This window comes from Verruconatronum alginivorum, assembly GCF_056590205.1.
The window spans coordinates 2,954,533-2,974,049 of sequence record NZ_JBWPVQ010000001.1 but is presented as its reverse complement, the minus strand read 5'-3'; the positions used below and the strand labels follow the sequence as shown (position 1 = coordinate 2,974,049).

Here is a 19,517-nt window from a genome sequence, read left to right as displayed (position 1 = left end):
TAAAAACGGCGCCAACTCCGTTACTGCGCCGGCGCCGTGCGTGCGATTTGGTCAGGCGATCAGCGGACGACGCGGGCTCCCCCGCCGCCGACCAATTTCTCCACCTCGGACTTGTTGGCCATCGAGGTGTCGCCCGGCGTGGTCATCGCCAACGCGCCGTGGGCCGCGCCGAATTCGACCGCCTTTTTCGGATCGCCGTATTCGAGGAAACCGTAGATCAGCCCCGAAGCGAAGCTGTCGCCGCCGCCGACCCGGTCGAGGATCTCGAGGTTTTCGCGGTGGGTCGCTTCGTAGAACTCGCCGTCGGCCCAGCAAATGGCGCCCCAATCGTTGATCGTGGCAGTCTTCACGGTGCGGAGAGTGGTGGCGGTCACCTTGAAATTCGGAAACTCCTGGGTCGCCCGACGGATCATCGCCTTGAAGTTGTCGACTTCGATCGCGGAGATGTTCTCGTCAACCCCTTCCACCTCGAACCCGAGGCAGGCGGTGAAATCTTCTTCGTTCCCGATCATGACGTCGACGTTCTTGGCAATCCGGCGATTTACTTCCTGCGCCTTGGCTTGCCCGCCGATCGCCTTCCAAAGCGAAGGACGGTAGTTCAAATCGTAGGAGACGATCACCCCGTGCTTCTTGGCGGCGGCGGTCGCTTCTTCGGTCAGCGCGGCCGCGCTTTCGGAAAGCGCGGCGAAGATGCCGCCGGTGTGGAACCAGCGGACCCCCTGGCGTCCGAAAAGATCATCCCAATCGACGTCGCCAGGCTTCATCTGGGAGACGGCGGTATTGCCGCGGTCGGGAATGCCGACGGCGCCGCGGATGCCGAAGCCGCGCTCGGTGAAATTGAGGCCGTTGCGGACCTTGCGGCCGACGCCGTCGTAGGGGACCCACTTGATGTTCGAGGTGTCGACCCCGCCTTGCAGGATGAAATCCTCGATCAACCGGCCGACGTCGTTGTCGGCGAACGCGGTCACCACGCCGGTGCGGAGGCCGAAGCAACGGCGGAGACCGCGGGCGACGTTGTATTCGCCGCCGCCCTCCCAGGCTTGGAAGGTCCGGGCGGTGCGGACGCGCCCTTCGCCCGGATCGAGACGGAGCATGATTTCGCCGAGCGAAACCAGGTCGTACTTACATTGATCGGCAGGTTTGATGTCTAGTTTGGCCATGATAAATGAATCTTTTGGTCTTAATGGTTTCTGTCTTCGGCGGACGTTCCGTTATTTCGCCTGCTTGAGTTGGTCGATTTTCCACGGCTCGGCGCCGCACTCGGATGCGATCTCGCCGAACGCCTCTATTTCGGCGCGGGAGAAAAGCAGTCCGCCCTCTTCCTGACAGCGCTTGGCGCTTTGGGCTTCGATCTGCCCGGGCAGGACGCAGTTTTCGTTGCCGCCGGAGAAAATGTCCTCCAACACCGCCTTCAAGTTCTCCCCTTGGGACCGCCCCTTGGCGAAATCACTGCCGGCGAGGGCCTCGGGATGGATCACCTGGAAGAAGAAACAGGGAGTGTGCTTGTCCCCGTCTTCGGCCCAGCGGCTGCGCAGAGTCGGAAGGGAACCGCCGATCAGGCCGCCGAACAACTCGTTGATCAACGACAACCCGTAACCCTTGTGGGCTCCGAACGGCAACAGGGCGACCGCCTTGGAGGCGTCGGTCGTCGGATTGCCGTCGGCGTCGACCGCCGCGTTCGGCGGCAGGGCTTTTCCTTCGCGCTTGAACTGTTGGACCCGGCCCATCGCCACCACGGAAGTCGCCCAATCGATGACGACCGGATAACCGACCGCATCCTGGGTCGGGAACCCCCACGAATGCGGGTTGGTCCCGAGGGTTGCCTTCTTTCCGAGAAACGGCACCACTTCGGCGAGGGCCGCGGTGCAATTGGTGTAGGCGATGTATCCGCGGCGGGCGGCATCCATCACGTAACCACCGCCCCAGAGATAATGGAAGGCATTGTCGACCGAGACTTGTCCGATCCCGTATTTGTCGGCGAGCTCGATGCAACGGTCCATCGCCCGGTAGGCGACGGATTGTCCGAGTTTCTTGTTGGCGTTCCACACTTGGGTGGCGCCGAAACGGCTGGGCAACTCCTCGATCTCGGCACCCGGGACGCAGCCTTGGGAACCGCTTCCGAAGAGATGGTCGAGATGGAGGGCCTTGATCGCGTTGTGGGTGCGGATCCCGTGGCGGGCGGCCTCCGCGCAAAAGCGGGCGGCGTCGGCCGCTTCATCGGCGGTGAAACCGCGATGGCGGTAGGCCTTTTCGACCAACTCGTTGTGGGCCGATTCGGAAACGACGAAATACGTGTCAGACATGTTCGGTGATTGGTAAGTGGACGGCTTCTTCGGCAGACTAGAACTTGTTGGCTTGGGCGACGGCGGGTTCGCCCTTGAGCAAGTTGATCAGGTTTTGCGTGGCCATGGTCGCCTGGCGGCCGACGCTCTCATGGGTCCGCGAACCGATGTGCGGGGTGAGAACGGTGTTCGGCGTCGAGAACAACGGATGGTCGGCCGGAGGCGGTTCGGTGTCGAGCACGTCGGCTCCGTACCCTCCGACCTGGCCGCTGTTAAGGCCATCGACCATGGCGGCCGTATCCACCAACTCGCCACGGGCGCAGTTGAGGATCACCACTCCCTTTTTCATCTTGGCGATGCTGTGGGCGCTGACCATGTGGCGGGTTTGTTCGGTCAAGTTGGTGTGGAGGCTGATGATGTCGGCGGTGATCAACACCTTCTCCGCCGAATCGGCCCGCTCGATTTCATGCTCGGAAGCGAAGGCTTCGTCCCAATAAAGATCGTAGGCGATGATGGTCATGCCGAAGGCGCGGGCCCGTTTCGCCACTTCCTTGCCGATGCGTCCGAGACCGACGATGCCGATCTTCTTGCCCGCCAGTTCATGGCCGGTGAGACGTTTCCATTGGCCGCCGCGGACGTAGTTGCACTCGGTGACGATGTGGCGGTAGAGGGCGAGGAGGAGGCCGAAGGTATGTTCGGCGACTGTGGTGTGGTTGACCCCCGGGCAGAAGCCGATCGGGATCTTCTTGGCGGTGGCGGTCTCGACATCGATTTTGTCGAGGCCGATGCCGTATTTGCTGATCACCCGCAAACGGGGCAGCGATTTCTCGATCACCTTCGCGGTGATTTCGTCGTCGCCGCAAAGAAATCCGTCGAACTCCCCCGCCAATTCGAGCATCCGCGATTCCGGCAACGGACCGCGTTCGCGCACGATTTCATAGCCGGCCGATTCGAGCAGGCGATGATGGTCGCCCGGCGTATCTTGAAACGAAGTGGTGGTGAGGAGGATTCTGTCCATAATAAAGGTTGGAAAAATCTAAAAAGATACGGGGGCGAAGGAGGCCAAGGCAAGCCTGTTCAACGAAGGGCCGTTCAATCGTTGACGAAAGAAGCGGCGGTTTCGACGGCCATTATTCGCCGTGGATCGAGACGACGACCGACCGGCGATGCGAACTGGCGCGATGTTCCCAGAGAAAGATCCCTTGCCAGGTCCCGAGCACCATCCGCGATTGATTGAATGGAATCACTTCGGCAGTACGAGTCAGCGCCATCTTGATATGGCTCGGCATGTCGTCGGGGCCTTCCATCGTATGCTCGAAATGGGGGTCGTTCTCGGGAACGAGACGTTCCAGCCAATTTTCGAGATCGCTCCGGGCGCTCGGATCGGCGTTCTCCATGATCACAAGGCTGCAACTGGTATGTCGGCAGAAAACCGTTACGTTGCCAATGGTGAAACCGGATTTCTTGAGTTCCTCGGCGACGCGGCTGGTGATTTCGTAAGTCCCCTTCCCTCGGGTCGGGATTTCAATGGTGGCTTGATGAAAAGACATGAATTCGTGCGGATCGCTTGGCGAAATCGGCGGCGGTCATCGACCGCCGCCGAGATGAATGAAAACCCCGGAAGGACGACTCAGGCCTTCGGCCGGATCATGTCCATCGGATCGAGCGCTTTATCGAGGGTAGCCTCGTCGAGCAGTCTTTTCTCCAAAACGACCTCGCGCAAGGTTTTGTTTTCCGCGAACGCCTGCTTTGCGACCGCCGCGGCGGCATCGTATCCGATGTGCGGATTCAAAGCGGTGACCAGCATAAGCGAGCGTTTGACCAAGGCCTCGCATTGCTCTTCGTCGACTTCCAGTCCCGCGACGCATTGCTTGGCGAAAACGGTCGCTCCGTTCGCGAGACAGGTGACCGCTTCGTGGATGGAATGCGCGATCAGCGGGATGGTGACGTTGAGCTCGAAATGTCCGTCGCGGCCGCACATGGCGACCGTGTTGGAAAGGCCCATCACGTAGATTCCGACTTGAACCAACATTTCGCTCATCACCGGATTCACTTTGCCCGGCATGATCGAGGAACCGGGCTGGGTGGCCGGGAGACGGATTTCGCCGAGACCGGACCGGGGCCCGGACCCAAGCAAGCGGATATCGTTCGCGACCTTGGTCAGACTGGCGGCGATGGTGGTCAACTCTCCCGCCACTTCAACGCAGTCGTCGCGCCCTCCCTGGGCCTCGAAATGGTTGTCGGCTTCGCGGAAAGCGATCCCGGTTTCCTCGCTCAGAATACGGCAGACCTTGCCGGGAAACTCCGGGTGGCAATTGATCCCGGTCCCGACCGCCGTTCCCCCGATGGCGAGTTCGGCCAACAATTCCACCGAGCGGCGGGCACGGGCGGCCCCCTTGCGGACCTGGGCGGCGTAACCGGAAAACTCCTGGCCGAGCGTCAATGGAGTCGCATCCATCAGGTGGGTGCGGCCGATCTTCACGATCTTCTCCCAGGCCTTCGCCTTTTTATCCAATTCCCCGGCCAGCAGGTCGAGGGCCGGGACGAGTTTCTCCTGGATGGCGACGGCGGCGCTCACGTGGAGGACGGTTGGAATGATGTCGTTCGACGACTGTCCCATGTTGACGTCGTCGTTGGGATGGACCGGTTTCTTGGAACCGACCGGTTCTCCCGCCAGTTGGGAGGCCCGGTTCGAAATCACCTCGTTGATGTTCATGTTGGACGAAGTCCCGGAACCGGTCTGAAAAACGTCCACCGGAAAATGGTCGTAGAGACTCCCCTCCACCACTTCTCGAGCCGCTTGGCGGATCAAGTCGGCCTTCGCCTTGTCGAGTCGGCCGAGTTCCTCGTTAGCGGTCGCACATGCCGCTTTGACCAGTCCGAGTCCGCGGATGAAGCCGTCCGGCATTCTGCGGCCGCTGACCGGGAAATTCAGGACTGCGCGTTGAGTGGAGGCGCCATACAGTGCCGAATCCGGCACTTGCATTTCGCCCATGGAGTCTTTTTCCGTTCTCATGTTTTGCGATATATGAATGTCAAAGGTTCGCGGAACCCTAAGTATCAATCATGAGAAAGCTTGGAAAGCATATTCCCTGCTTTCGTTCGCAAAAAGAGACACCCCGCCGCAACGGGGTGATCGCACCGGGAGTGTTCGGGCCGAAAAAGATTCAGCGGCCGGCGCGCGCCCGCGGACCTTCGATCGCCGGGATAATATGATCCGGCTGAGAGCGGGGGTCCGGAGTCGACACTGGACGTTCGAGGATCCGCACCGGGAATTCAAGCAACCGGTCGCCCCGCTGGATTTCCACTTCGACGTAGTTGCCGACCCGCTCAAAGAAACTGGCGTTCCGCACATCGTCGACCCGGCGGATCGCCACCCCCCCGACACGAATCAACCGATCGCCCGCCTTGAAACCTTCGCGATCCGTCGGTGCGCCGTTCGGGATTGCGTCGACCACCACGAAACGACCTTCTTGCCGGGTCACCTCCTCGCGAAGATCGACCCCGATCCAGCCATGGGTCACCTTGCCGGAAAACAGAAGCTCGTCCCGCACGCTGACCAACGCCCGAGCCGGCAGCAAATAGGAAGATCCAACCTCCGGCAAGGAAGCGACCATCATCCCGACCAACCGGCCATTGAGATCGACCACCGGGGAACCCCCTTCTCCGGGATGGGCGGGAATGTTGACCCGTAAGTAAGTGACAGGGAAAACCCGTTGCGAAAAACTGCTCTCATGCCCGGTCACCATCCCAAGGCTCGGCGACGGTTCGAATTCGAGGGGACAGGTGATGGCCAGAACCAACGAGCCGGGACGGGGCTTGCCGTGGTGGGCCGAAACGGGGAAATAGGAAAACTCTTCCGGAAGAACCATCAACTGCAGGAGCGAAATGTTGGTCTCCGGGTCGCTACCGATATGGTCGGCGGCGTATTGGACCCCGTTCAATTCCACCCAGACCCGGATCGCGTTCATCGCGACGCTGGCATTGGTTAAAATATGTCCCTCCCGACTGATGAAGAAACCGGTTCCGACCCGCAGGGAAACGACCTTTTCCCCCGACCCGTCCACCTCCTCGGCGGAGGCCTTCACCCGCACCACCCCGTCGATTTGGTTCGAGATGATCTCGGTGATCCGGCGTTGCAGGTTCAGAAAGTCACCATCTTGAGCGGCCACCGGAGCGGCCGGAAGGAGCAAACAAAAGGCGCAGCCGACCATAAGCAGGTTGGCGAACCGGCGTAAAAAAACGAGAGGCATCGGCGGTTAAAATTCCAGCGTCACCGCGCCGCGCCCCAGACTACCCGGAGAGGCCGTGAACGCGTTGACGACATAATAAGCCGAGCGATCCGCCGCTCCGACGAAGGTCTCGGTTTCCGCCACCGTGCGGAAATTTTCTTGCGCCACCCGCGCGACTTCCGGTCGCAACACATCTTCGACGAATCGGGCGTCGGTCCGCCGGGGCGCCGGTGCCTCGGACTCGCCGACTTCGGCGACCTCCACCGGCTCGTTGACAGCGGCTACTTCCGCGATGGCCAAATCCGATCCCGACAATGGCGATTTGATCTCAGCCAGATCGAAACCACCTTCGATTCCGGGATCGACCGGAAAAGTCACCATCATCGCCGCCGCGAAGATCGCAGCGGCCGAAATCGGGGCCAATACGGCGAATTTCGGAAGGGTGAAGAAGGCCCGGACCCGTTCCCAGCGGGAAGGGGTCATCAAAGCCTGCAACTGCTTCTGTTTCAGCTCCCGTTCGAAACCGTCCCAGAATTCCGGGCGCGGTCTCTCCAATCGCTTCAGCTGAAGCAACTCTTCGACAGTCAATTGCTTTCTGGAGGAATGACGAATTTCCTTCATAGTTTTACGATATGTAGGACTGCAATTTCGATTGAAGCTGCTGCTTCGCGTAATGCAGACGGGATCGCACGGTGCCGACCGAGCAATTCATGATTTCGGCAATTTCCTGATGACTTAATGACTCAATTTCAAACAAAACAACCACGGTCCTATGCTTGATAGACAAAGTTTGCAGCGCTTCGTTCAATTTTTCCTGAAGTTCCCGCAACGCTCCCTCCCGGGGAAGACTGCTCTTGGCGGTCAATGCCTCCAAAATCTCTTCGGGCGCCAACTCCTCGTTGATCGTCTCGAAGCTGAAAAAACGCCGCAGCCGGTTCCGTCGGAGATAGGTGTAAGTGGAATTCACCCCGATCCGATAAATCCAAGTGAAAAAGGAGGAATTCCCCTTGAACCGGCTAATCGATTGAAATGCCTTGATAAACGTGTCCTGGGTCAGGTCGGCGGCATCCTCCCGATTGGCGGTCAGGTTATAAATGATGCCGAATAGACGCTCGCGGTATTTCAGGATCAAATGATCGAACGCGTCGACGTCCCCCGCCTGGACGCGTTGGACGATCACGGCATCCGAGTCGGCTTCTTCCTGATGCAGCGAGTCCTGATGCGCCGAATCGGCGGAAATAGCTTTGGAAACTGGCCGGGAGAGCTCCATTGTTCGAGATAAGAATGAACACGATTTTCCATTCTTTCAAACACAAACTGGGAACCGTGTATCGGAGAATCAGCGGCGCAAGTCGTCGATCTGCGCCACCAACCGCTGGTTGATTTGCAACAATAGACGGGTCGGCGCCTCCTCCGGCACTTCGGCCAGCGCGGTCTCCGCGGCGGCAGTCTCACGCAATGCCGCCTCGACCACTTCGTCGTATACCCCGAGTTCCAGCATTTCGGCCGCCCTCCGCTCGATCGTTTCCTCCGAACCGCTCCGCAAATCCTGTTCCAGCGCCTTGCGGCCTTTCGGGTCGAGTTTCTCCATCAAAAGGATAATCGGCAGGGTCCGCTTTCCGCTCTGTAAATCTGTCCCGAGGGTCTTGCCGGCATTCTCCTCTTTCCCGAAAAAATCGACCAAATCATCGTAAATCTGGTAAGCAACCCCGAGTCGGCGCCCGAACTCGGCGACCGCCGAAACATACGATTTCGCCAACCCGGTCAAATGGGCTCCCAATCGACAGGAAACGGAAAACAGTTCCGCCGTTTTTAAATCGACGATCCGGTAATAATCCTCTTTCGACAGGTCTCCGCCGGTTTGCCGGAGGGTTTGGGCGATCTCCCCCGCACAAACCCGGCGGGTCGCGATCGAAACCTGACGGCAGACCTCGGCGTCGGGAAAACGAGTCGAAAGATTGACCGCCTGAGCGAAAAGGGCGTCGCCGAGCAGGACCGTTGTGGAAGGCCCGAATTTCCGGGCGGCGGTGGTCCGGTTATGCCGGGTGGAGGCCGAATCCAGGATATCGTCGTGAACGAGAGTCGCCAAATGGACCATCTCCACCACGGCGGCCAGCCTCACCAGATCTTCGCGCACTTCCCCCGACTGCTGCCAACCACCCAAAAACACCAGGGAAGCCCGGATCCGCTTGCCGCCGGCCGCCATGCAATATTTCGCCAGATCCCGGATCTCCGGCTCAAACTGCTCCGTCTCCGCCTCGAGATGCCTCTCCAAAGCCGCGAGATGAGGACCGAGCAAGGACCGCAACGATGTCAAATCCCGTTTTCGCACTTCCCCCCGGGCCACTTTACTGCTTGCAAGCATGCTGTCAGATTATCGAAGATTTTCACTGAGATTACAAACGATCCATCCTGAAGAAGGGATGATCCGATAGCAATTTCCAATTTTTCGCGTCGACGGGAAAATCCTTCGCGTCCGAATCCGTCCTCTCGCTTCCTATGACAGACAATCCTTGGCTCATCCTCATCGGCCTCCTCGCGGCCGCTTATTTCTTTAAACTTTGGCTCGACGACCTCAAAGCGGACCGGGCCGGAACGCCCAACCCGAACGCCTTTCCCGGCGCGACTCCCGCTCCCCGTATCGCGATCGTCATCGCCATCACGGGCGCGCTGGTAATCCTCGCGGCCGAAACCGGCGGAGAATACGCCCTCGGTATCGTCGGCGAACAATCAAACATCACCCTGTTTTTCGCCTTGTTCACCCTCGCCGCCGCATTCGTAGAGGAACTCATTTTCCGCGGTTTCCTGGTCATCCCGAACAAAGGACGGCCGTTACTGATAGGCAGTATTCTCTTCTTTTCCATCCTCTTCGCCTTGGCCCACCCGTTTCTATGGAACTGGGAGGAAGGCGGTCTCGCGTTTGATTTTTCGGAGAAAGCCTGGTTCAGCACGACCATCGTCTTCATTAATTCGCTCTGGTTTTACACGGTCCGCTTTCTCCCGGTGAATCCGCGCCACTCCCTGCTCCCCTGCATCCTGGCCCATTTTTCCAGCAACCTCGGCGTCATTCTGATCAAAGCCTGGCAAGGGCATTTGATCGGATGGTTCTGATCCAGCCGAGTGAATCTCAAAACAAAGGTATTTAGCCGCGAAAAGGCGCAAGAGGCGCAAAGATAAGGCCTTAAGCGGAAAAGCCGATTCGTTCAACAGGTGCCTGGCTGTAATCGGTCTCTCATGAGTTACCCCATGCTTTTTTGCGTATTCTGCGCTTATTTGCGGCTATCCAACTGTGGAGTTAAGGATAAAGAGCGGTAGCGCGGAGGCGGACAGAAAAAAGGCGAATCGGCCAACCGATTCGCCTTTTCAAAAACTCCAATCAATTTAACCGAAACATCCTTATGGAGTAAGCCATCCCCGGGACCGCCGGGGAGCCGGTTCCGGCGTCCCCTCAACTTCCGGCGCGGGCTCAACTTCCGGCGCGGGCTGGACTTCCGGAGCGGCGTCGGTATCTCGATTTTCTTCGATCGCCCGAGGTTCTTCGGCCGCCGGTGCCTCGTTCGGTACCCCATTCTCCGGGACCGGTTGTGTTTCCACCGTCGGTTCGACGGTTTCGCCCTCGGCTTCCTCTGCCGCAGGCTCCGCACCGTTGCCCACTCCGTCAGCTTCGTCCACCGGCGCCGCTTCCGGTTCCCGTGCCACACCGTTCACGGGCGCCGGCTCCTCCCCGTTCGCCGGGGGGACTTCGTCCGGCGCCACCGTCTCTTCGGCTGTCGCTGAAGGCAAAGCGGCGGACGGACGAGTTTCCCCAGGGAACATCTCAATTTCCGGACGGTAGCCGGGGATTTCATCCCGGCGAAGGCCCATCCGATGAATCATCCGAGGATCCACGATTTCTTCAAAGGTGCTCCCTTCCGGACTCAAGGTCCGAGCGGTCAAAAAGATAATCAGATTCCGTTGCTCATACTCAGTGCTCTTCGACCGGAAGAGACGCCCGACTCCAGGAACTGAACCAAGGCCGGGCACTCTGGTTTCATTCACCGCCTCGTCTTCCTGCAACAATCCACCGATTGCCACAGTGTAACCGTCCCGGATGCTGACGAAACTTCTCGCGTTCCGCGTGACCCGAATCGGATAACTCGCGCCGAAATATGGCACGGTTCCGCCAAAGCTGCTGACGTCCGGCTCGACCTCCAGATTGATGAACCCTGCATTGTTGACCTGCGGAGTCACCTCCAACCGAATTCCGATATCAACCGTCTGGTATTCACCGGCCTCATACCCTCCGGTCTGAGGATTGAACCGCGGAAGAACCAACGGGTATTCCTGTCCGATATGAATCCGTGCCGGCTTGTTGTTGAGCGTCACCACGGTCGGATTCGACACCAGCTTGATTCCCTCGCTGCCGCGCAAAGCGCTCAACAGGAGGTTGAATTGCTGGGCGGAAAAGACGGCCGTCGTCAACCGGCTGGTTCCGGCGTCCGAACCACCGGTCACCTGGGAACCAGTGCCAATGTTCCGCTCCCTCCGGTATTCATGAGTGACCGGGCCGGCCGACACTTGATAACCGTCCAGCGACGCCCAATTCAGTCCGATGTTTTCAAAATTCTGATGGGTGGTCTCAACAAATTTCGTTTCAATCATTACCTGCGGATTCGGTCGGTCCAACTCCGCGATAACCGCCTCGATCCGTTGCAGATTGGCCAAACGCTCGGTAATGATCAGCGCATTGCTGCGACGGTCAATTTGGATTCGCCCTCCAGCGCCGGTGTTCACCATCGGAGCGATACTGCCGATGATTTCGTTGGCCTGGGCGTAGTTGAGAATGGTGACCCGGGTCTGGGGCGGTTCCTGGCGCAACGCCTCCAAACTCACCACCTTGATAATATTGCCATCCTCAATGTGAGTAAAACCGACCGGAGAAAGGACCACGTCGAAGACCTGCCTCCAGGTCACATTCCGCAGCTTAATAGAAGTCCGTCCCTGCAAAGTCTCCGGAACCACCAGGTTCAATTCGAATACGTCCGCCACCAATCGCAAAATGGTGCGGATCTCCTCGTTCGGGAAATCGACGGTAATGGTTTCCCGTTGGGCGTCCAATTCGACGGTCGAACTCGCGGCCGGGCCGTCGAGATCGAAAGTCATCGCGGGCTCTTCTTCCTCCACCTCAGGTTCGGTGGTCTCGGGCTCCGGTTCACCCTCCTCAGTTTCGGCTTCCTGCTCCGGAACCTCCTCCTCCCTCGCCAACTCCTCACCGTTGGTCCGGACCGGTTCGTCCGTCTCCCGGGTATCATTCTCTGGAGGAGGGGATTGGTCGGCGCGACCGGCTGGCATGCCTTGAGGGCGGTAGGGAGTCGCTGGCGCGGTTTCAGCCTGCCGTTCTTCGACCCGCTGATCGGGTTCCTGTTGGGCGGTGGCCGAGGGCCGCAACGTCACCGCCAACCCGAGGGCGGCCGTGACGGTGAACATGGATGCTATAAGGAGACGTATTTTCATGTTTATTGGATTGATTTGGAGAGGACCTCTTCGTTGAGCCGAAGGAAAAACGCCCGGGAATCAATATTGATGACTTCCACCCTGTAGTTTCTTCCTTGATACCTGACTGCCAGAAAATCCCCTCCCTTGACGCGCCGTTCGCCAAACAGCAAATGGATCTCGCTGCCGAATTGCATGACGCCGGTCGGACGGATTTGAGCGGCGAGACGTTGCAAGATCTCCCGGTCCGACAAAGACGGCACTCCCCCGTTGCGCTCGGCAACGCCGTCCACCGCCGGCCGTCGCACCGGCATCGGTCCGAAGAACGGATCCGGAACCTCGGCGAATCGCCCCTGGATCTCCTCGAAGGAAACGACTTGAAATCGTTCCGCCCGGGCCAGGACGGCCTCCCGGGCCTCCGGTTCAGATATCTGCTGCGCGGACATCGTTGGCCCGACCGCAAGCACAGCGGCGGCTAAACCCCAAATTCTCATGTTCAGTTTCATGGCGTTCCGAGTAACTCAAAGTTCATGGTAAGGGAAATGTCTCGCCCGCCCTCCGCGGACCGCTGGAGCGTGACCTCCTTCAACGAATAGAAATGCTGGCCCCGCTCCAAGGCGTTCAGGAACTCCGCCACTTGATGGAATTCGCCGGACACATTCATCGAATACCCCACCCGGGAAAAGAGGGGCTCGGGAGCGGGCGCCGCCCGGCGACCTCGCGCGGCGGGGGCGGCCGCCGCCGGCCTGGGACGCACCGTCGCTTGCTGCTGCAACGCGGTGATTCGGACTCCTGTCAAAGCTTCCAAGCGGTAAAAGTATCGGTAGTTCGTGGCCAATTCCGCAGGGCGTATCAGCCTTTCCCTGACATCTTGCGTAAGCAATTCAGCATTTTCAAGATGTGTTTCCAAATTTACAGAGTTTTTAAACACGTTGACTTCCATCTGCTTCCAGCGGCGCTCCGTGTCCATCAACTCATGCTCCAGATCATCGTTCGCCGTACCCCTGAAATAAATACAGAGTATCAAAACAACTGATACAAACCCAGCCGCGAAGGCGATCGGGAACGCCTTTACCCATCTTAATATATCCTGACCGGTCATTGACTTTCCTCCTCTTCGCTTTCTTCCACCTTGTCCGTGATTCGCAACCTCAGCCCGAACGCCATCCGATTCCCCTCGCGGGTCGGAACCAGCGAAGTGGGCACGGCCTCCACGACCTGCCGTTCGAGAAACGACGGTTCGTGGAACACATTCAGATAATCGGTGATTACGCTCGCCGCCGCCTCCGGAGTTGCCCGGATCGACCCGTTGACGAGCACCTGCTTCGCCCCGCCGGGACCGTCTCCGGATTGATAACGGATCGAGGTCAGGGTGATGTCGGGTTGGGTCCCCTCGCCCAACGCCACCAGAAACGAGGACAACTCCAGCGATTGTTCCAGATAGTCGGCGACTTCGTTGATGAAGCGCCGGGCGGTGCCGAAGGAGCGATCGAGTTGGATCGCCTGGCGGTTGCGGGCGGTTTCCATCGCGATCTTGGCCTCGACCCCTTCGATCTCGTTGCGCAGGCTGAGCCGATTAATTTCCTGGAACGCCAACAGGAGCCCCAGAACCATCATCACCAAAAGACTTACCCCGTTGACGAAGAACGAGGTCCGAATGACTTTGACGTCCGGCAGTCTTTCGACCTCCCGGAAGTCCGGCCGCCATGCCGGCATCACTTGCTTGTTTTTGCGCCCAGATCTCATACCTTGACCTCCGTGTTGATCATCATCCCCAGCAACCCGAGCGGACGGGTTTGACGTACCGCCGCTTCCGTCTCGGCACACGAAAGCTCCGACTGTTTCAAGAGGCCCGGCAAATCGAGATCGAGTTCGCTCATCCCCAGCGAAGCCGCGAATGTCCCGGTAAGCCAGAGCAACTTGGCCGGCAACAGCGTGCAGAGAATCCGGGTGATCGATTGTCCCGTCTGCACTTCGTAAAAGCCGATCATCGACTGAATCTCACGCAGCAACCGGTCGATCAGCCGCGGCCCCATCTCCCGGAAGTCGAAACTGTCCGAATAGAATAGCTTCCGCGCGGCCGCCTCATCTTTCAGCCCGAGCTCCTGCCGAACTCCCGCCACCATCGTGTTTAAACCGAGCGGCAACGGACGGGCCGACTCCACCCGGTTACTGCTTAGAATGAAGACGTGGGAAACCTCTTCCCCGATCTCAAGGACCAAAGTCGGCTCTTCCAAATTCCGTGCCCGCAGCACCGAAAGCAAGAGGCCGATGGTGGCGACCGAACCGATCTCCAACCGCAGAGGATAGACCCCCGCATCCACCAGGAAATCCTGCGCTTCCCTGAACTGTTCGTGAGGCGCCCCGCAGATAAAGAGTTCCCGCTGCACCCGTCCACCCGTCGCGAACTCCAGGCCATCGTCGGCGAACAAAACCTGCAACGCATGATCGCTCGGACTCACCCGCAGCTGATTGGCCAAAACACTTTCCAACGTGCTCACCTCCCCCGGCCGGGAAGGATCGGTCAACGCGCAATTCCGGAGCACCCTCGACTTCGGGTAAACGGAACAATGGGCGCGCATCAGCCCACCAGCCGCTGCCCCGGAAAATTCCTGGACGATTCCTTTCAACTCCTCGGCCGGAACCGGGGGGACCTCCTGGATCGCTTCGATCACATCTCCGGCGCCGCCGCTGACGACTTTCGCCAGGCGCACCGAAAAATCCGTGCGTTCCAGATAAAAACTTGTATTATTCGATGCCATGTCTCGTTTTGCCGATCCTCACGCCGCCGCTGTTCCGGCTCCCCTCCCGACGAGGACAAAAAAGCGACGTGAAGACCGCGGGGAACTTTCTCGAAATCTTGTCGCGGGGAGCCTTCATGATGGGGGCGAAGCTAACGACTTTAAACTCACCCCCACAAGACAAAAATCAGCCGCCAGCCCGCTTCTGGAGTAAAATCAATGTTAAAACATACCGTCTGGATCCTCCCTCTCCTCGCCTCCCTCCCGACCTCCGTCGAGGCCCATTTTCTTTGGAAAATCGAGACCGAAACTCCGAGCTTCCTCTACGGCACCGTCCACTCCTCGGACTCCACCGTCAGCGACTTACCTCCTGAGGTATCCACCAGCCTGAGACGCTCCTCGACCTTCCATCCGGAACTCGAATTCTCCCCGCAAAACATCGGACTTTTGACCGCTGCGATCTTCGCCAGCGGCACGAGAAACCTTCAGGAAGAACTCTCCCCTAAACTGTGGGAGAGGACCTTGCGAAACGCCCGGCGACTCGGTTTTCCGGCGCCAATGCTCCGACAAGTCCCGGTCCAACTCGCGCCGCTGCTGTTCAGCAGCCCCCCGGAGGCCGATTTCGAACGGATCGTCGACATCCAAGTCTACCGGCAGGCGATCGAACACGGCCTCGCCTTCCACGCGCTGGAAACCGTGGAGGAGCAAGTGGGAGTGTTCCGCTCCCTGTCCCGGGAAGCCGCCACGACCATGCTCGAAGAGTCCCTTGACGAATTCGAACAAGGATTCCCCTCTCAGGATAAAATCCTCCGTCTCTACCGCGAGGGCGACATCGAGGCCCTCTTTTCATTCGTTCAAGAGGAATTGAGCCGGACAGGCTTGCCCGAATTCGCCGAAAAACTGCTCGACCGGCGCAACGACCGGATGGTGGAACGCCTCCTGCCCTTCGTCGAAAAAGGGGGAGCCTTCGTGGCAGTCGGAGTCGCCCACATGCCGGGGGAATCCGGAATCATCGAACAACTCGAGCGTAAAGGGTACCGCATCTCCCGGATCGAACTCTGAGGCGCCGGCAACTGCCACGCAAAATCCGTCGAAAATCCCCCGTTTGTACAGAACAAAAGAACCCCTCCTCGAAGGGGTTCTTTGTGGTCAAACCAAATTGGTTTCGGTCGTCCTACCGCCGGGACGGCTGGCGTTTCGCCATTCCGTCCACCGGGAACGCGCTACCAGGTGCGCTTCTTATGGCGATTTGCCTTCGAGCGTTTGCGGCGCTTGTGCTTGGCAATTTTGAGACGACGTTTCTTCTTGAGATTACCCATATAGACTTACTGTGTGAGAAAAAGGATTGAATTTGCAGCCCCACGGACCCCTTGTAAAGTCCTTTTTGCAGAAAAATCCTCCGTCGTCGGTCCTTCGCGGCATTTTCGACGAACCGAGGCGGCCGATACCGCAAATAGCGGTTGCCAAACCGTCGGGGAAATGGCCAAACTCTCCGCCGTATGACTTCTATCATAGACATCCGAGCAAGAGAAATTCTCGATTCGCGGGGCAATCCCACCGTCGAAGTCGACGTGCAACTCGCCGACGGCACCGTCGGCCGGGCCGCCGTCCCCTCCGGTGCGAGCACCGGGGAACACGAAGCGCTCGAATTGCGCGACGGCTCCCTCACCGCGAAACTTCGCGGCCGGGGCATCGACGGAAAACGCTACCTCGGCAAAGGGGTTCTCAAAGCCGTTGAAAACGTCCATAAGCTGATCGCCCCGGCCCTCGAAGGCCTCGACGCGACCGACCAATTGCTTATCGACCAGACGATGCTGCAACTCGACGGCACCAGCACCAAGAAAAAGCTCGGGGCCAACGCCATCCTCGGCGTCTCCCTCGCCACCGCCCACGCCGCCGCCGCCTCCGTCGGTCTCCCCCTCTATAAATACCTCGGCGGACCGAACGCCAAAGTTCTGCCGGTGCCGATGATGAACATCATGAACGGCGGCGCCCACTCCGACGCCCCGATCGACATCCAGGAATTCATGATCATGCCCAAAGGGGCCGACACCTTCCGGGACGCGCTCCGGATGGGAACCGAAATCTTCCACGCCCTCAAGAGCGTCCTCAAAGGCAAAGGCCTCTCCACCTCGATCGGCGACGAAGGCGGCTTCGCGCCGAAACTCGCCTCCAACGAGGAAGCCCTCGAAGTGATCGCCCTCGCCGTCAAAAAGGCCGGTTATAAACTGGGCAAGGAGATCTTCCTCGCCCTCGACGTCGCCTCTTCCGAGTTCTACGACGCCAAGACCAAAAAATACATCTTCAAGAAATCCGACGGCGCCGTGCGGGACGCCCAGGAAATGATCGCCTTCTACCAGGATCTGCAGAAGCGCTACCCGATCATTTCCATCGAGGACGGCTTCGCCGAAAACGATTGGACCGGCTGGAAGGAAATGACCGACGCGATGGGTCACGACACCCAACTCGTCGGCGACGACCTGTTCGTCACCAACACCAGCTTCCTGAAGAAGGGGATCGAACAAGGCGTCGCCAACTCGATCCTGGTGAAGGTGAACCAAATCGGTTCCCTGACCGAAACCTTCGACGCGGTCGAAATGGCCAAGGAGGCCCGTTACACTTCAGTTATCTCCCACCGTTCCGGAGAAACCGAAGACACCACCATCGCCGATATCGCGGTGGCGACCAATGCCGGTCAGATCAAGACCGGTTCACTCTGCCGGACCGACCGGGTTTGCAAATACAACCAATTGCTGCGGATCGAGGAAGAACTCGGCCGCAACGCCATCTACGGCGGAAAACTGTAATTCCTCCCTCGCGGCGCGCTCCGGTCCCTGCCGGAGCGCGCTCTTGCGCCCACCAACGAACGGGCCGAAAGGTCCGTTTTCTTTTTTTTAGGAGAATCGTTCTTTTTTTTATCCACCCCGGTGGACCCGCACACTGTCCCTGAGGGATTCCCCATCCCCTCCGCCACCAGCGGCTTGCGTAATTCCCCCCGCCCCGTCTCAGGGGCTCCCTGATGAAAATCGTCAGGCTCAGCCCATGGGGAAACCGATTCTTTTCATTTCGATCAACCTGACCATGAGCGAGTTGCTTTCCCCTATCCCCTTTTTGCTTGTGAGCGATCCGTTTGATTGATTTTTTAGAAGACAGTGGCAGATTTACCTGACCCGCAACCGTGGGAGTTACTTAAATGAGCAACTTTGATTTTGAAGGTTTTTCTGAGGGCGAATGGGAGGACCGGGGCGACCTGGCTTGGAACGAGTTCGATTGGGAGCGCTACCTGCGTTCCCAGGACAAAGTCTTCCGTCGTTACCTCGAACTTTACACCCAACAGAAGGGAAGATCCGATCGGCTCGACCGGGTCGCCCAGCTGATGGGCTGGGACACGGATGAATGGGCTGGAAACGACTTCCTCTCCGAGGACGATGACACCGAGGAAAATCCGCTCGACGACAACGACGATCTCGACGATCCCTACACCCTCCACAAGCATCCGATTTTCATCGCCACAAAATCGCTCTATCTCGACGTGCAAGCCCGCTGGCTCGATCTGCTTGGGGCCGGGAACCTTTCGATGCCCCCGGCGGTGGCAGCCGGCTACCAGGCCTCCCTCTACATCGGAGAAAGCAATGCGATCGCCGCGATCCATGCCCTCGACATGGGCGATTACGCGATGGCCGTCTGCCAGTTCAAGCGGGCTTTGGCCGACTTGAACCGCTCGTTCCAATTACTCGATCGTCTTTCGCTTTCCCAATCCGAAACGACCGAACAATATCGCAAAGAAGCCGTTTGCCGCCTTTTCGACTTGCGCGAAATCTGGCTCCGGGTCATGCAATATTGCCGGGAAGAAGTGGATCGCCGCATTCGCGGCGACGACTGAGTTCACTCCCTTCAGTTTCGTATGGAAAGCTACTGCAAGCCTATCAAAGCTTGTCCGGACCGCCGCTCATTGCGAGCTCCCCTGCGCGCCCTTCTAAAAAAGGCGGCGCGGGGGGATGCCAAGGCTTACCACGCCTTGACCGGACTTTATTTCGACCTGATCTCCGAGCACCTTTACTTGTGCAACTTCGACCGGAACCAGGCGCTGCAAAAGACGGAAATGCTCCTCCGGGAAGGATGGAAACAACTACCGTATCTCAAGCGACTCTCCGATTGGGAACGATTCCTGGCCTGCGGGTTAATGGGCGTCGACGTTAGCGGAGCCTACTCCGACCAACCCCGCCCCCAAGCCTTGATCGAGCTCGACAGCGAAGCGAAATTCGCCTTGGTCGCCTTCGATTTGGAAAACTGGAGCTACCGATGGCTGAGTCTCGCCTTGCGGGTCGCTCCCAGGGAATTGCAACAGATCCTTTTCGAAGCCCGGTGCAAACTGTTGAAGGTCGATTTGAACCAAACCCATCGCAAGACCCGTCGCTGCCTCCAACTGGTCTCCGCCGACCTCGACGGTCAACTGAAACCTGGTCAGCGACGCCAGGTGTTGGAAAAACTTTGCTCCTGCCCCGAAACGAAGTCGTTCAAGTCGAGGTGGCTCGACTACCGATGCCAATTGATCGAACTCCGGCAACAGATCCGCCTTTCGACCGAAGACCGCGACACCTTTCTGACCGATCTCGGCCCCACCCTGCTGTCCGGCGAAATGGCGCATCCCTCCATCACCGCCCGAGTCCGCAATCTATTCTCCTTTAAGGAAATCGAGTCCACCCAACTGGTCGCCCGGAATTTCCGCTACGGCCGCTGAGTTTCACCGGGAACAGGAAATTACGCAGGGCTATTTCACGGGTTTGACA

General features: G+C 58.9%; 19 protein-coding genes. 5 read left to right on the top strand and 14 right to left on the bottom strand.

Annotated elements, in window-relative coordinates:
- Positions 1-59: 59 nt before the first annotated feature.
- The 9 genes from ACWUI2_RS10685 to ACWUI2_RS10645 all read right to left on the bottom strand — a co-directional run bounded on the left by ACWUI2_RS10685 (position 60) and on the right by ACWUI2_RS10645 (position 8,879).
- Positions 60-1,160, bottom strand: coding sequence for a PfkB family carbohydrate kinase (locus tag ACWUI2_RS10685; protein ID WP_486982844.1), 1,101 nt, complete (start codon positions 1,158-1,160; stop codon positions 60-62).
- 51 nt (positions 1,161-1,211) lie between these two features.
- Complete coding sequence (locus ACWUI2_RS10680; RefSeq protein ID WP_486982843.1) at positions 1,212-2,303, bottom strand: Ldh family oxidoreductase; 1,092 nt, start codon at positions 2,301-2,303, stop codon at positions 1,212-1,214.
- 37 nt (positions 2,304-2,340) lie between these two features.
- Positions 2,341-3,300 (bottom strand): phosphoglycerate dehydrogenase, encoded by a 960-nt coding sequence (locus ACWUI2_RS10675; protein ID WP_486982842.1) that lies wholly within the window; start codon positions 3,298-3,300, stop codon positions 2,341-2,343.
- Between the two features lie 112 nt (positions 3,301-3,412).
- Complete coding sequence (locus ACWUI2_RS10670; protein WP_486982841.1) at positions 3,413-3,832, bottom strand: secondary thiamine-phosphate synthase enzyme YjbQ; 420 nt, start codon at positions 3,830-3,832, stop codon at positions 3,413-3,415.
- Between the two features lie 80 nt (positions 3,833-3,912).
- Positions 3,913-5,298 (bottom strand): class II fumarate hydratase, encoded by a 1,386-nt coding sequence (locus tag ACWUI2_RS10665; protein WP_486982840.1) that lies wholly within the window; start codon positions 5,296-5,298, stop codon positions 3,913-3,915.
- A gap of 151 nt (positions 5,299-5,449) precedes the next feature.
- Positions 5,450-6,535 carry a S1C family serine protease gene (locus ACWUI2_RS10660; protein WP_486982839.1) on the bottom strand — a complete coding sequence of 362 codons (1,086 nt, stop codon included), beginning with the start codon at positions 6,533-6,535 and terminating at the stop codon, positions 5,450-5,452.
- Between the two features lie 6 nt (positions 6,536-6,541).
- The gene (locus tag ACWUI2_RS10655; RefSeq protein ID WP_486982838.1) at positions 6,542-7,135 is read right to left on the bottom strand and encodes a hypothetical protein; all 594 of its coding nucleotides are present in this window, start codon (positions 7,133-7,135) and stop codon (positions 6,542-6,544) included.
- 4 nt (positions 7,136-7,139) lie between these two features.
- Positions 7,140-7,784, bottom strand: a complete 645-nt coding sequence (locus ACWUI2_RS10650; RefSeq protein ID WP_486982837.1) for a sigma-70 family RNA polymerase sigma factor — start codon at positions 7,782-7,784, stop codon at positions 7,140-7,142.
- Between the two features lie 69 nt (positions 7,785-7,853).
- Positions 7,854-8,879 carry a polyprenyl synthetase family protein gene (locus ACWUI2_RS10645; RefSeq protein ID WP_486982836.1) on the bottom strand — a complete coding sequence of 342 codons (1,026 nt, stop codon included), beginning with the start codon at positions 8,877-8,879 and terminating at the stop codon, positions 7,854-7,856.
- Between the two features lie 134 nt (positions 8,880-9,013).
- On the opposite strand from ACWUI2_RS10645, the gene ACWUI2_RS10640 reads away from it, so the two are divergent.
- Positions 9,014-9,625, top strand: coding sequence for a CPBP family glutamic-type intramembrane protease (locus tag ACWUI2_RS10640; protein WP_486982835.1), 612 nt, complete (start codon positions 9,014-9,016; stop codon positions 9,623-9,625).
- Positions 9,626-9,910: 285 nt separating this feature from the next.
- Here ACWUI2_RS10640 and ACWUI2_RS10635 read toward each other — a convergent pair whose 3' ends face one another.
- The 5 genes from ACWUI2_RS10635 to ACWUI2_RS10615 all read right to left on the bottom strand — a co-directional run bounded on the left by ACWUI2_RS10635 (position 9,911) and on the right by ACWUI2_RS10615 (position 14,748).
- On the bottom strand, positions 9,911-12,007 hold the full coding sequence (locus ACWUI2_RS10635; RefSeq protein ID WP_486982834.1) for a secretin N-terminal domain-containing protein: 2,097 nt from the start codon (positions 12,005-12,007) through the stop codon (positions 9,911-9,913).
- A gap of 2 nt (positions 12,008-12,009) precedes the next feature.
- Positions 12,010-12,480 carry a hypothetical protein gene (locus ACWUI2_RS10630; protein WP_486982833.1) on the bottom strand — a complete coding sequence of 157 codons (471 nt, stop codon included), beginning with the start codon at positions 12,478-12,480 and terminating at the stop codon, positions 12,010-12,012.
- Between the two features lie 8 nt (positions 12,481-12,488).
- The gene (locus tag ACWUI2_RS10625) at positions 12,489-12,785 is read right to left on the bottom strand and encodes a hypothetical protein (protein ID WP_486982832.1); all 297 of its coding nucleotides are present in this window, start codon (positions 12,783-12,785) and stop codon (positions 12,489-12,491) included.
- 299 nt (positions 12,786-13,084) lie between these two features.
- Positions 13,085-13,732, bottom strand: coding sequence for a hypothetical protein (locus tag ACWUI2_RS10620; protein WP_486982831.1), 648 nt, complete (start codon positions 13,730-13,732; stop codon positions 13,085-13,087).
- A complete protein-coding gene (locus ACWUI2_RS10615; RefSeq protein WP_486982830.1) occupies positions 13,729-14,748 on the bottom strand; it encodes a hypothetical protein in 1,020 nt (339 codons plus the stop codon). The genes ACWUI2_RS10620 and ACWUI2_RS10615 overlap by 4 nt, the downstream gene beginning before the upstream one ends.
- A 198-nt stretch (positions 14,749-14,946) precedes the next feature.
- Between ACWUI2_RS10615 and ACWUI2_RS10610 the strand changes: the two genes are divergently transcribed.
- The 4 genes from ACWUI2_RS10610 to ACWUI2_RS10595 all read left to right on the top strand — a co-directional run bounded on the left by ACWUI2_RS10610 (position 14,947) and on the right by ACWUI2_RS10595 (position 19,468).
- Complete coding sequence (locus ACWUI2_RS10610) at positions 14,947-15,789, top strand: TraB/GumN family protein (RefSeq protein WP_486982829.1); 843 nt, start codon at positions 14,947-14,949, stop codon at positions 15,787-15,789.
- Positions 15,790-16,226: 437 nt separating this feature from the next.
- Positions 16,227-17,534 (top strand): phosphopyruvate hydratase, encoded by a 1,308-nt coding sequence (gene eno / locus ACWUI2_RS10605; protein ID WP_486982828.1) that lies wholly within the window; start codon positions 16,227-16,229, stop codon positions 17,532-17,534.
- Between the two features lie 386 nt (positions 17,535-17,920).
- Positions 17,921-18,610 carry a hypothetical protein gene (locus ACWUI2_RS10600; protein ID WP_486982827.1) on the top strand — a complete coding sequence of 230 codons (690 nt, stop codon included), beginning with the start codon at positions 17,921-17,923 and terminating at the stop codon, positions 18,608-18,610.
- A gap of 69 nt (positions 18,611-18,679) precedes the next feature.
- Positions 18,680-19,468, top strand: a complete 789-nt coding sequence (locus tag ACWUI2_RS10595; protein WP_486982826.1) for a hypothetical protein — start codon at positions 18,680-18,682, stop codon at positions 19,466-19,468.
- Positions 19,469-19,517: the final 49 nt, after the last annotated feature.